General features: G+C 41.2%; 9 protein-coding genes and 2 pseudogenes. 10 read left to right on the top strand and 1 reads right to left on the bottom strand.

Annotation, left to right across the window (positions count from 1 at the left end):
- The 9 genes and pseudogenes from HRT96_RS21605 to HRT96_RS21645 form a co-directional block, all read left to right on the top strand.
- Positions 1-2,412, top strand: a pseudogene (locus HRT96_RS21605) (beta-hydroxydecanoyl-ACP dehydratase); the annotation flags it as partial.
- A gap of 30 nt (positions 2,413-2,442) precedes the next feature.
- On the top strand, positions 2,443-2,619 hold the full coding sequence (locus HRT96_RS21610) for a hypothetical protein (protein WP_293160715.1): 177 nt from the start codon (positions 2,443-2,445) through the stop codon (positions 2,617-2,619).
- Between the two features lie 9 nt (positions 2,620-2,628).
- Positions 2,629-4,257: a PfaD family polyunsaturated fatty acid/polyketide biosynthesis protein gene (locus HRT96_RS21615; RefSeq protein ID WP_293160717.1), complete on the top strand. Its 1,629-nt coding sequence runs from the start codon at positions 2,629-2,631 to the stop codon at positions 4,255-4,257.
- Between the two features lie 245 nt (positions 4,258-4,502).
- Entirely contained in the window at positions 4,503-6,560 is a 2,058-nt protein-coding gene (locus HRT96_RS21620) for an alpha-amylase (protein ID WP_293160719.1), read from the top strand.
- Between the two features lie 314 nt (positions 6,561-6,874).
- A complete protein-coding gene (locus tag HRT96_RS21625) occupies positions 6,875-7,327 on the top strand; it encodes a hypothetical protein (protein WP_293160721.1) in 453 nt (150 codons plus the stop codon).
- A gap of 223 nt (positions 7,328-7,550) precedes the next feature.
- Positions 7,551-8,432 (top strand): MbnP family copper-binding protein, encoded by an 882-nt coding sequence (locus HRT96_RS21630; protein WP_293160723.1) that lies wholly within the window; start codon positions 7,551-7,553, stop codon positions 8,430-8,432.
- 2 nt (positions 8,433-8,434) lie between these two features.
- Complete coding sequence (locus HRT96_RS21635) at positions 8,435-9,598, top strand: methanobactin export MATE transporter MbnM (RefSeq protein ID WP_293160724.1); 1,164 nt, start codon at positions 8,435-8,437, stop codon at positions 9,596-9,598.
- Positions 9,595-10,740 carry a hypothetical protein gene (locus tag HRT96_RS21640; protein WP_293160726.1) on the top strand — a complete coding sequence of 382 codons (1,146 nt, stop codon included), beginning with the start codon at positions 9,595-9,597 and terminating at the stop codon, positions 10,738-10,740. Before HRT96_RS21635 ends, HRT96_RS21640 begins: the two co-directional genes overlap by 4 nt.
- 38 nt (positions 10,741-10,778) lie before the next feature.
- A complete protein-coding gene (locus tag HRT96_RS21645) occupies positions 10,779-11,246 on the top strand; it encodes a copper chaperone PCu(A)C (protein WP_293160728.1) in 468 nt (155 codons plus the stop codon).
- Positions 11,247-11,432: 186 nt separating this feature from the next.
- Here the strand turns inward: HRT96_RS21645 and HRT96_RS21650 are convergent.
- Positions 11,433-11,570 (bottom strand): annotated as a pseudogene (locus tag HRT96_RS21650) (integrase); the annotation flags it as partial.
- 440 nt (positions 11,571-12,010) lie between these two features.
- On the opposite strand from HRT96_RS21650, the gene HRT96_RS21655 reads away from it, so the two are divergent.
- The coding region (locus HRT96_RS21655; RefSeq protein ID WP_293160730.1) for a hypothetical protein at positions 12,011-13,001 on the top strand (991 nt) is incomplete at its 3' end.

Genomic DNA, 13,001 nt, shown 5'->3' on the forward strand with positions numbered 1-13,001 from the left:
AACGAATACAAAAAATAATACATGTGTACGGAATATGATATTCCGGTTGATGCACCGTTCCTTATTGATGGTCAGATCCCTTGGTCAGTAGCCGTGGAATCTGGTCAGTGTGACTTGATGCTGATCTCTTATATCGGCATCGATTTCCAAGCTAAAGGTGAGCGTGTATACCGCTTACTTGATTGTGAACTCACTTTCCTTGAAGAGATGGCTTTCGGTGGTGAAACACTGCGTTATGAGATCCATATCGATTCTTATGCACGTAATGGTGAACAGCTATTATTCTTCTTCCACTATGATTGTTATGTGGGTGATAAGAAAGTACTTATCATGCGTAATGGTTGTGCAGGATTCTTTACTGATGAAGAACTTGTCGATGGTAAAGGCGTGATCCATAACGACAAAGATAAAGCTGAATTTGCTGATGCCGTTAAATCATCATTTACCCCATTATTGCAGCATAACCGCGGTCAATACGATCATAGCGACATGATGAAGCTGGTTAACGGTGACGTGGCGGGTTGTTTCGGCCCACAATATGATCTCGGTGGCCGTAATCCGTCGTTGAAATTCTCATCAGAAAAATTCTTGATGATTGAGCGTATTACCAAAATAGATCCAACCGGTGGTCATTGGGGCTTAGGGCTGTTAGAAGGCCAGAAAGACTTAGATCCTGAGCATTGGTATTTCCCTTGTCACTTTAAAGGTGATCAAGTGATGGCGGGTTCTTTGATGTCGGAAGGCTGCGGCCAGATGGCTATGTTCTTTATGCTGTCATTGGGCATGCATACCAACGTTAATAATGCACGATTCCAACCCCTGCCAGGCGAATCGCAAACTGTACGTTGTCGTGGTCAGGTATTACCGCAGCGCAACACGTTGACTTATCGTATGGAAGTGACTGCGATGGGTATGGAACCGTACCCGTTCATGAAGGCGAACATTGATATCCTGCTTGACGGTAAAGTGGTTGTTGATTTCAAAAATCTTTGCGTGATGATCACCGAACAAGATGATAACTCACCTTATCCAGTGACATTACCTGAGAATGTGGTACTTAAAGCGCTAGCGGCTCCTACTTCTGCGACATTACCTGTGGCTGCAAATGTTAACGCAGCGAATTTGGACGAACGTGGTATTGAACCATTCAAGTTCCCAGAACGTCCGCTAATGCGTGTGCAATCAGATTTGTCGTCACCGAAAAGCAAAGGTGTAACACCTATCCAGCATTTCGAAGCGCCTATGGTAGCAGGGCAGAATAGGGTGCCGAATCAAGCACCGTTCACGCCTTGGCACATGTTTGAGTTCGCAACGGGTAACATTTCTAATTGCTTTGGTCCAGATTTTGATGTCTACGAAGGCCGCATTCCACCGCGTACCCCTTGTGGTGATCTGCAAGTTGTTACACAGGTTGTGGAAGTGCAGGGCGAACGTCTTGATCTGAAAAAACCGTCAAGCTGTGTGGCTGAATACTATGTACCGGAAGACGCTTGGTACTTCACTAAAAACAGCCATGAAAACTGGATGCCATATTCACTGATCATGGAAATTGCACTGCAACCAAATGGCTTCATTTCTGGTTACATGGGCACGACGCTTAAATACCCTGAAAAAGACCTGTTCTTCCGTAACCTTGATGGCAGCGGCACGTTATTGAAACAGATCGATTTACGCGGTAAAACTATCGTTAACAAATCGGTGTTAGTGAGCACGGCTATTGCTGGTGGCGCGATTATTCAAAGTTTCACTTTCGATATGTCAGTTGATGGCGAGCTGTTTTATACGGGTAAAGCGGTATTTGGTTACTTTAGTGGCGAGTCTCTGACTAACCAACTAGGTATTGATAACGGCAAAACCACCAATGCTTGGTTTGTTGATAACAATACCCCGACAGACAATATTGATGTGTTTGATTTAACTAATCAGTCATTGGCTCTGTATAAAGCGCCTGCAGACAAACCCCATTATAAATTGGCTGGCGGTCAGATGAACTTTATCGATACTGTGTCAGTGGTTGAAGGCGGTGGTAAAGCCGGTGTTGCTTATGTTTATGGTGAACGTACGATTGATGCTGATGATTGGTTCTTCCGTTATCACTTCCACCAAGATCCGGTTATGCCTGGTTCATTAGGTGTTGAAGCTATCATCGAGTTAATGCAAACTTATGCGTTGAAAAATGATTTAGGCGCACAGTTCAGTAATCCTCGTTTCATTGCTCCAATGACAAAAGTTGATTGGAAATACCGTGGTCAAATTACGCCGCTGAATAAGAAAATGTCTCTGGATGTACATATTACCGAGATCATTACTGAAGCAGGCGAAATACGTATTGTCGGTGATGCTAACCTGTCTAAAGATGGTCTGCGCATTTATGAAGTGAAGAATATTGTATTAAGTATTGTTGAGGCTTAAAGGTTAAGCGTAACGTGCTTAAGCGCCGAATTGGTTAAAGACGCTCTGCTCGCCGTGAATCCATCCATGGAGGCTTCGGGTTGGCATCCATGCCAACAAGAGCTGGCTTACTTTAATCAATACGGCTTAGCAGGTTATGTGATCGCTTTAGATTATAAACAGAATAGGTCAGTTGTTGAGTTAAACGCTCAGCAGCTGCAAAAATAGGAATTAAGTATGTCGAGTTTAGGTTTTAACAATAGCAACGCAATTAACTGGGCTTGGAAAGTTGATCCGGCGTCAGTACATACGCAAGATGTAGAAATTAAAGCAGCCTTGATGGATCTGGCTAACCCTATTTATGTTGCTACTAATATGGGTAATAGTGCGGGTGTTATGGGCATCACTAACCATACTTCAATTTCTGGTGCTATCAGCAACAATGTTGACGTTGATGTATTGGCATTTGCACAGAAGTTAACACCAGAAGATCTGGGCGATGCTGCTTACAAAAAACAACATGGGGTTAAATATGCCTACCATGGCGGCGCAATGGCTAACGGTATTGCGTCGGTTGAACTTGTTGTCGCGTTAGGTAAAGCGGGACTGTTATGTTCTTTCGGTGCCGCAGGTTTAGTACCGGATGCAGTTGAAGATGCAATTCGTCGTATTCAAGCAGAACTGCCAAATGGCCCTTATGCGGTTAACCTGATCCATGCTCCTGCGGAAGAAGCACTAGAGCGTGGCGCGGTTGAACGTTTTCTAAAACTGGGCGTTAAAACCGTAGAGGCTTCGGCTTATCTGGGTTTAACTGAGCACATTGTTTGGTATCGTGTGGCTGGTTTATCTAAAAACAGCGATGGGTCGGTTAATATCGGCAATAAAGTTATTGCTAAAGTATCGCGTACCGAAGTTGGTCGTCGCTTTATGGAACCGGCACCGCAGAAGTTACTGGATAAGTTATTAGCACAAGGCAAGATCACACCAGAACAAGCGGAATTAGCATTGTTAGTACCAATGGCTGATGATATTACTGCGGAAGCGGATTCTGGTGGTCATACTGACAACAGACCATTTTTAACCTTATTACCGACTATTATTGGCCTGCGTGATGAAGTGCAAGCTAAGTATAATTTCTCTCCTGCATTACGTGTGGGTGCTGGTGGTGGTATCGGCACACCGGAAGCGGCACTCGCCGCATTTAATATGGGCGCTGCTTACATAGTACTGGGCTCGGTTAATCAGGCATGTGTCGAAGCTGGTGCATCTGAATATACCCGTAAACTGTTAGCTACCGTTGAAATGGCCGATGTGACTATGGCACCAGCGGCAGATATGTTTGAAATGGGCGTTAAACTACAGGTATTAAAACGTGGTTCTATGTTCGCTATGCGTGCGAAGAAACTGTATGACTTGTATGTGACTTATGATTCGATTGAAGACATTCCGGCAGCGGAACGTGAGAAAATTGAAAGGCAGATCTTCCGTGCTAACCTTGACGAGATCTGGGATGGTACCATCGCCTTCTTTAAAGAACGTGATCCAGACATGCTAGCACGTGCGATGAGCAGTCCTAAGCGTAAAATGGCACTGATCTTCCGTTGGTATCTCGGTCTGTCTTCACGTTGGTCTAATACCGGAGAGAAGGGACGTGAAATGGATTATCAGATTTGGGCAGGCCCAAGTTTAGGCGCATTTAACAGCTGGGTAAAAGGTTCTTACCTTGAAGACTATACCCGCCGTGGCGCTGTAGATGTTGCCTTGCACATGCTAAAAGGTGCTGCGTATTTACAACGTGTAAACCAGTTGAAATTACAAGGTGTTAGCTTAAGTACGGAATTGGCAAGCTACCGTACTAGCGATTAATATCGGTTAGTGATATTAAAATATAAAAAGCCTCCTTTCTTTCGGGGGCTTTAATAGAGTCGGACTTTTGAATTTAGTTTGGCGTTAACTTACAGAATGAACTTCATTCTTTCGCAGGTTCTACTCCCTGTTTAACTAAAACTGTGAGTTGATTAACTATTTAGGGCGTAGTTTAGCAGGATGATGTCTGACCAATGGTTCCGTTTTATTATTATATTAATTAATGGAATAACTTAGGTTTGAAGATGAAATTAAATAAAATAAGTCTTGTACTCATGCTTGTCAGCCCAAGCTTGTTTGCCTCACCCAATCTAGCCATCTCAACCAGCACTACTAGTCGAGACTTCTTGCTCACTAGTGAGTCTCCGCTGGTGGTTCCACTTACTAAAGCAAGCTATACCTTAAACGTTACTGGAATTGAAGGAAGCTGCATTAAGCCAAAAGAGCAAAAGGTAAGGTTTAGTCAACCACTGGCTTTGAATTGTAATTCACCGACTGAACTGCCTATTAAAATCAGGTTTAATGGTGATTATGCATTCATATTTGATGCCGAGAATAAAACAATATTAATAAAACGTCAGCCCAAAAAATCCACTAAAAAAGCATTCAAACGCCCTTTACCACAAGTGCAATGTGACATCTATAAAGGTGGAGAGGTTACTATTAATCTTGCCGATACCTATAACGATGGCACTCAATTAAAAGATAAACTCAGTGGGCAAGTTGTCACCGTTATTCAACAGCAAGTCACCATTACGCCTGCAATTAATAGTGGGGGATTAATATTATTGGAGCCACTAAAAGGTCAACTCAAAGAAGCTAAATTTAACTGGCGCAACGCAAACATTTATTTTGTCATGATTGATCGTTTTAATAATAAAGATACAAGTAATGATAATAGTTATGGTCGCCGTAAAGACGGTAAAGATGAGATTGGAACCTTTCATGGTGGCGATTTAAAAGGGGTCATTGAGAAACTTGATTATATTAAGAGCTTAGGAACAAGTGCTATTTGGCTTTCACCTATTGTAGAACAAGTACGGGGATTTGTCGGTGGTGGTAACGCTGGCTCGTTTCCGTTTTATAGTTATCACGGCTATTGGGCTCGTGATTTCACTAAAATAGATGCGAATTTTGGTAATGAAAATGATCTCAAGCGTTTGGTTGAAGAAGCGCATAAGCGGGGCATTAAAGTGTTACTCGATGTTGTTATAAACCACCCCGGATATGCCACTTTAACAGATTTACAGCTCGATCAAATTCCTGTTGTAAACCCCTCACAAAGCTGGCCTGCACAATGGAGTGATTGGCAACCAAATGCTGGGCGAAATTGGCATAGTTTCAATGACAATATTGATTATGATAATGCTGCATGGAGTCAGTGGTGGGGAGGTGATTGGGTTCGTGCTAGTTTACCAAATTATCCTACACCAGGCTCCAATGACCTTACACTTTCACTTGCAGGCTTGCCTGACTTTGTCACAGAATCCACCAAGTCTGTTACTCCTCCACAATGGCTATTAAATAACTCCGGAACACGAGTCATTAGCCGTGATAACTATACTGTAGCGGATTACTTGATTGAGTGGCAAACAGACTGGGTGAAGCGTTTTGGTATTGATGGTTATCGTATCGATACTGTAAAACATGTGTCTGGTGATGTATGGATGCGCTTAAAACAAGCTGCGACCAAAAGTTTAAATGACTGGCGCGAAGATAATGATAAAACAGGACAGCCATTTTGGATGATGGGGGAAGTATGGGGACATAGCGCTTACCGTAGTCCTTATTATGATGACGGTTTTGATGCTCTGCTCAATTTTGATATGCAGAAAAAAATGGATGAAGGGGCTTTCTGTTTTAGCAAGATGGCCGATACTTACCAACATTACGCAGATACACTCAAAGAAGAGCCCGATTTTAATCCTGTGAGTTATATGTCATCTCATGATACAGAGCTTTTCTTTGGGCGATTTAAATCATTTGAAATGCAGCGTAATGCAGCCAGTGCGCTATTGCTAAGTCCTGGTGCTGTTCAAGTTTACTACGGTGATGAAGTGGCAAGGAATATAGGCGCTTATGCAGATGATTTCCACCAAGGAACCCGTTCTGATATGAATTGGTCATTGGATGCTAACCGCCAGCAATTACTTAAACACTGGCAAACACTCGGACAATTTAGACAGGCTCATCCAGCTATTGGTGCTGGTATCCATAAGGAGATTAAGCAACAAAAGGGCTATGCATTTTCTCGTACGTTAGGTGATGATAAGGTTGTTGTTGTATTTGTAGGTAAACAGTGAACTGAGACATTAAAATAATCACACCTCTGTGGTAATTATTACCTCAATGCTGGGGTCGGCTACAGCTGACTCTTGGTCAAGACCCTAACGCTAAACACCACACAGCTTAGTATTATATTAGCCATTATGTTCCCTACAACGTTTTATTTTTAATCGAGCAATAAACTATTATAAATTACTTAATTAGAGTAAAAAAACAACAATTCCCTTATATTCTTATTACTATTGTCACTGAAGTGTGAATTAATTATTACAATTGTAAATGTTGTTTGCTAATATCAGCGCCGAGTAATTTTTACGTTATATTGGTTCTAATGCATAGAATAAGAAATAAGCATGTATTTCAACAGGTAATGGCATTTTTTGTCATTATTGCTTTGCTATTTCAAATTTATATCGCCGCTACAATCGCTTTGAACCCAAGTGAAGTACTGCAAAAAAATTGGTTAAGTAAATTACAAGGTGAAAAGATCTTGTTGTGTACACCGCAAGGCTTTAAGTGGGTTAGTGTGAACGAACTCATTACTCAAAATAGTGAAGGTTCTCATTCCGCAGAGGAAGAGCATCACTCGCTACAATTCAGCTGCCCACTTCTTAAAGCATTCCAACATTTTATTGTTTTTGCCGTTCTATTAGTATGTTTACTGTCTGTATGGGTTAATCGCTCGACGCCTCGCACCCCGCAATATCACTATACAAGTTACCAACAAAAAGTATATTTATCGCTCGCGCCCAAACAATCACCGCCTTTTGTGTTCTATGCATGATATAGGGCACAAGGCTAAGTTAACGTTCAAGCGTGACTCAGTCTAGTTATTCCATTATCGCGCATTTCCATCACTAAACATTTATTTTCGCTTGCTCCAATCTAGTGATGATTTTACGCACCTTTCTAACGATATATTGCGTCTCATCACCATTGGCCTTGTGATTTTTTGGCTGCCTGTTAGCAGCCTATATTTTGGAAAAAGAGTTAAAAGGAAGTTAAATATGTGGACTAATAAATTATTGGCCGTGGCAATTGTTGGCGCTTTATCTGGTTGTGGTAGTAGCAGTTCTGAAGATTCGGCGCAGCAATCCCCAACACCAAACGTGGTTACCACACAGAACGTTGAAATAAAATTTGTGGCTCGTGTCGGCAACGAAGCTATATCATGCGAGCCGATGCAGACTTCTGTTGGCCAAAAAAATCAAACCCCTGAGTTTAAAGATGCACGTATCTATATTTCAGAAGTTGCGTTGATAAATGATGCCGATGAGGTGGTTAGCGTAACGCTAAATCAAGATAAAAGATGGCAGTATAAAAATGTTGCTCTTCTGGATTTTGAAACCGGGACTGGCAGTTGCAGCAACGGTAATCCAGCGCTTAATAATGTGATTAAAGGTACCGTTCCAAGCGGTAATTATAATGGGATTCAATTTACTTTAGGTGTTCCTGCAGAGTTGAATAACTATGGTATTGACGGCGATGATGCAGTATCTCCGCTAGATGTTCTGGGGATGAATTGGAGTTGGCAGGCGGGTCATAAACATCTGAGAATGGATATTAAAGGCTTGATGATTCACCTTGGCACTACGGGATGCGAACTTGTCGATGCGGATGCTGAAACCGTGGATTGCAGCAGCTCTAGGCCAAATCGTCCGCAATATCAATTTGATAGTTTCAACCCTGCGAGCAACAGTATTGTCTTTGACTACCAAAAATTGGTGGCAGGTAATTACATTGATGATACAACGTCAACGTGTATGTCATCGAATAGAGATACTGTTTGTCAGCCTATTTTTGATGGTTTAGGTCTAGATCTAACGTCAGGAAAATGTGTTGCCGGTGACTGTAGCGCGGCACAAACTTGGATAACAGTGGAGGAATGATAATGTCAGTAAACTACATGGTTCGTTTACTGACATTATTCGTCATGGTAATCATGGCGGGTTGTGACAGTGAATCTAGTTATGAAGTTGTGCCAGTGAGTACGCGTAATGCAAACCAGTTTGATTTTCAAACCGGTGCATTACCTCTGCCTAAAGAACCTGCAGATAACTTGGCGACCGAAGCTAAGTTTCAGTTAGGTCGGCACCTGTTTTATGATAAACGCTTGTCGGGTAATCAAACATTCTCATGTGAGTCTTGCCATCATCAGGAACTCGCATTTAGTGATGGCTTAAAAACGCCCAAAGGTTCAACCGGAGAAGTGCTACACAGAAACGCTCAAACGCTTACCAATATCGGTTATAACGCCAGTTATACTTGGGCAAATCCTCTACTCAGAGAGATTGAAGACCAATTGATTATTCCTATGTTTGGAGAGTTCCCGGTGGAAATGGGGATCCATGATGCAAACCGTGATGATATTTGGGTGCGGTTTAATAGTGATACCAAATACCAGAATATGTTCAATATGGCGTTTCCGGATTTGCAACAGTCAATTACCTTTCCAAATATCATCAAAGCGCTAGCGGTGTTTAACCGTGCTCTTATTTCCAAAGACTCTGATTTTGATAAAGGTCGACTAAGCTCCTCTGCTCAGCGTGGTCAAGATTTATTTAATAGCGAAAAGATGGAATGCTTCCATTGTCATAGTGGTTTTAATTTTAGCGATTCGACCCTACACGACAAAACCGTATTTGTGAGTCGACCTTTCTTTAATACTGGGCTTTATAATCTGGATGGAGAGGGCAGTTATCCTGCAATCGATAATGGTTTGTTTGCTGTAACTCAAAAAGCCAAGGACAAAGGTAAATTTAGACCGCCGACATTACGAAATATTGCTTATACAGCACCTTATATGCATGACGGCAGTATAGGCACTTTGGAAGAAGTATTAGCATTCTATGCTGCAGGTGGTCGTCACATCACCAGTGGCGAATATGCTGGCGATGGGCGACAGAATCCTAATAAAAGTGAGTTTGTAACGGGTTTTTCAATGAGTGAGCAAGAGCGCGATGACTTGTTGGATTTTTTGAATGCACTCAGTGATCCCATTTTTATTCGCAACCCCCGTTATTCCAATCCATTTAAGGCGGAGCAGCCACAATGAAAAAGAAATATATTTTAGGTTTGGTCAGCACTCTGTTTAGTGCATCCTTATTGGCACATGGGGATGAATCAAATCTCCTTGAACGTAGTAACTGGGGGGGTAGCCTGTTTGCCCAATTTGGCTATTATCAAGACAGTCGACAGGCTGAAACTTGGTCGATTCCTGGGATTATCACAGGTGATGATGCTGTACACAATGAGCAAGGATTGCAGCTGATGCATGGTGAAGTCGCTTTCACCGTGAATATAGAATCAGTACTGGCCGGACACCTTATTCTTGGCAGTCATCATGCTGAATCTGCAACCGTGGAAGAGTTGTGGTTACAGCCTGATATAGGGGAAGACTGGCAACTTCGGGTTGGTCGGCAACTGACAGATATCGGTCTGTATAACGGGACTCACGATCATGACTGGCTGTTTATCGATGCCAATCTGTCACAACAGGCATTTTTAGCCAGTCAATATCGCGATGATAGTATTCAATTACGCTGGTCCGACGATACTCAGCAGTTTACCACTTGGATCGGTCGTGGTAACGGCTACCCGGCATCAGTGGATAAAAACAGTGCTACGCCAGATGCTTATGGCGTAGCATATGAGTTGCAGTGGTTTGGAGAGCAAAATAGTGTTTTGCTTAAAAGCTCGTTGACGCACTTTAATGCATATCAGCGCGGTGATGATGCGAAAATTGGGCATACGCACGGTAACGCGAACAATATTAGTTTTACGGGAGATACAAATTTAGTCAGTCTGGGGCTGCAGTGGCAGTGGATGGCGTTAGGCTGGGATATTGAATGGATGGCACAACAAATTGATGCTGACCTAACCGACAGCCAGCAACTTCAAACTAAACTCGATGCCACAAACCAGGGCATAAGCTCACAGTTATATTGGCAATGGCAGGATGTCCAAGTGGCATTTCGTTACGACGCCTTACTCACTGATAATAAAGTGACCCAAAATAGTGCTGAATTTGCGAATGCGTTAGACAGTAAAGGCCATAATCCTGAGCGACTCAGCCTCGTTATGAACTGGTTTGTTGGCGATAATCAAATATTGCGAATCCAAGGTAACTTTGACCAAACCCAAGAACAAAAAGAACAAGCCTTCTGGTTGATTTATCAAGGTAATTTATATTGGTAAATCGTGCTTTCTAAAAACAAATAAATAATAGGTTTAACATGATGAAAAAAATAATGAGTGCATTGCTGATCATGACAAGTTTTGCTTTTTCTACACTCGCGGTAGCCCATGATTATACTCAAGCACATATGCGAATTGACCATCCTTGGAGTCGATTAGCGGCACCAAACAGCAAGGTGATTGCGGGGTATTTTCAGCTTAAGAATAACTCTACGAAAGACGATTACCTGATTACAGTATCTAGCCCGATTGCCGACAAGGTTGAAATCCATATGCATGCTATGCAAGACGGCATGATGATAATGAAAAAAATTAATCAGGTAAAAATTGGCTCGATGAAAACAAAAAACTTTGAACCCGGTGGATTGCATTTAATGATCTTCAATCCGCAATACTTGCCGAAAAAAGGAGAGCGATTTCCATTAGAGTTGAATTTTAAATATGCAGGGAAAGTGACTGTCGACGTCGCGATTGAAAAGCAAGGTCACGAGCATAATCATCATTAGTGGTAGCACAGTAACGCTAATGGTTAGCATACGCACTAGCGATTAATATAGGTTACTTTTAATTAAGATATAAAAAGCGCTTGAGGGAGACTAATGAACCCCCGTCATAACTGGCTTAGCCCCAGCTGACGGGGGTTTTCTTGTTTAATGAGTAGCAGTAAATGGCACTGAATAGTACTAATTGGGTCATAATGTGGACACTAGTTTGTACTTCATTGCCTCATTTAAATAGTCTGGTGCAAGGTGCGCATATGTCATTGTTTGCAATATGGTGGAATGTCCTAAGATCTTCTGTAACGTTAATATATTGCCACCGTTCATCATAGGGATAGTGATGAGGTAAAATATTCCGACTATCATCGAGGAAGAAAAAGCCCAGCGCATATAAAACAGTTTCAATCGAGCCTTATCAATTTTTATACTCAGTTCTATTCTTTCAAAACCATAAGTAGCAAAATAAACACCTACATGCGTAATAAATAATGTTGCCATAAGTCCGTTCATCATTGGTTCGGTCATGCTTTCACTTTCGTGGTGGCGGATGATCTAAAGCTAGCTCTAGAATTATTCTTGGCAAAAATATGGAGTACTTTGGCTTTAAGTTGTGAGTTAGTTTACTGCTATTAATATTTGGGTGTGATGCTTGTCTTGATTTTTAAGGTGAATACCTAAAAATAGGTGTTATAGATACACTATATATGAACCAATCCTCACATTCTTATGGTAAGCTCCAGTAATATAAGGTTTTTATCATGGAAGGGTGAATGTTTTCAATTGACAGTTTTTCAGATAGTACTGCTGCAGATAAAAGTGCTATTGGATTTGATTATCAATACTACTTTTTTCTTTGGAAAGTATTGTGTCTGCAATGCGGGCAAAGTGCTGGCTTAGAGTGTAAAGATGATGTCCACACAGACTTGGACAACGATGTTCAGGTTTTGTACCAACTAAAGCATACCGTTAAAAAGTCTAATTCTACGGGTAAACCTATTAATCTTACCACGTTAGATAACGACTTGTGGAAAACGCTTTCTAACTGGAGCAAGGTAATTCGAGATGAAAAATTTGGTCGAATTAGTCCCGTAAAGCAAATAGAGTTTCTTGCTAAAACTCTATTTGTTCTTACATCAAATAAGTCTGAATCAAATAACAATGAGGTGGCTTCTCTGGTTGATAAAACTATCAGTGGTGAAGTAACTGCTAGAGATTTAAGCTCTGAAATTAAAGCTATTAGTAACAAATCAAGTTCAGATAGTATCGCAAATTACAGTAGGGATATATGTAAACTATCAGATGAAGTATTACTCAAATTCATAAAAAACATTAAATTTGAGCTTGGAGAAAATTACATAATAAGTAAGTGCCATGAAGCTGTTAAAGCTAAAATGCTTGACGAGAAAGATGTTGATACTGCATTCAAACTTGTAGACTCAGAGATCAGAAAAAATAATTTCATAGACGTGAAATCTGGCCAAAAGATTGTAATTTCTTTCGATGATTTTCACAAAAAGTATCGAAAAGTGTTCCAAAGATTTCAAAACGCAGAGCTAGTTATTTATAGCTTTGATGAGCAATTACCGAATGATTTACAGGGATTCACGTTTGTACAACAGTTATTAGAAATTCAAGAATTTGACAAAGATGATTTTGATCAAATGGTTGATTATGCAGAGAAAATGATAAGTTCAAAAAAGAACATCAATTTATGGTCTGATGAAGGTGAAATCACCTCAATAGATCTAAAAACTGATGAAG

Origin of the sequence: Moritella sp. (assembly GCF_013215705.1) — a bacterium.
GTDB lineage: Bacteria > Pseudomonadota > Gammaproteobacteria > Enterobacterales > Moritellaceae > Moritella.

Bases quoted from the DNA above. Each gene is read 5' to 3' on its own strand.
- HRT96_RS21630 (WP_293160723.1), top strand. From the start codon at position 7,551: ATGTGGACTAATAAATTATTGGCCGTGGCAATTGTTGGCGCTTTATCT.
- HRT96_RS21635 (WP_293160724.1), top strand. From the start codon at position 8,435: ATGTCAGTAAACTACATGGTTCGTTTACTGACATTATTCGTCATGGTA.
- HRT96_RS21615 (WP_293160717.1), top strand. From the start codon at position 2,629: ATGTCGAGTTTAGGTTTTAACAATAGCAACGCAATTAACTGGGCTTGG.
- HRT96_RS21640 (WP_293160726.1), top strand. From the start codon at position 9,595: ATGAAAAAGAAATATATTTTAGGTTTGGTCAGCACTCTGTTTAGTGCA.
- HRT96_RS21645 (WP_293160728.1), top strand. From the start codon at position 10,779: ATGATGAAAAAAATAATGAGTGCATTGCTGATCATGACAAGTTTTGCT.
- HRT96_RS21625 (WP_293160721.1), top strand. From the start codon at position 6,875: ATGCATAGAATAAGAAATAAGCATGTATTTCAACAGGTAATGGCATTT.
- HRT96_RS21620 (WP_293160719.1), top strand. From the start codon at position 4,503: ATGAAATTAAATAAAATAAGTCTTGTACTCATGCTTGTCAGCCCAAGC.